A 346-nucleotide genomic window follows, 5' to 3' on the forward strand; every position below is an offset into this window, starting at 1 on the left:
AGATACTTTCAATGCCTCACTTTATGTAGGAGCATTCTATGAGTATGATTATGTGAGTGGGGGAAGTATCACAATGAGTACAGATCAAATGAGTGGAGTAGAGAATATCTTAAGTGATATTAGCTCTGATGGAAGAGTAGTAGTCAATGTAGGGACTAATATGTCTATCAAAGATAATACTAGAATCTACTTTGACTTTGAGAAAAGCTTTGCAGGGAAAATCAATACTGATTATCAAGTGAATTTTGGAGTGAGATATAGCTTTGGAGAGAGTGATGGATATAGCCCAATCCTTGAAAAAGCTGATTACAAAGCACCACTAAAGATTGAAGGGGAAGAGAAAGAG

1 protein-coding gene is annotated in these 346 nt (G+C 36.1%); it reads left to right on the forward strand.

Annotated features, from left to right (window positions below; genetic code table 11):
* On the forward strand, positions 1-346 hold a 346-nt coding region (locus CQA58_RS08140), incomplete at both ends, for an autotransporter outer membrane beta-barrel domain-containing protein (RefSeq protein ID WP_115570204.1).

The organism is Helicobacter brantae (genome assembly GCF_003364205.1).
Taxonomy (GTDB): domain Bacteria; phylum Campylobacterota; class Campylobacteria; order Campylobacterales; family Helicobacteraceae; genus Helicobacter_G; species Helicobacter_G brantae.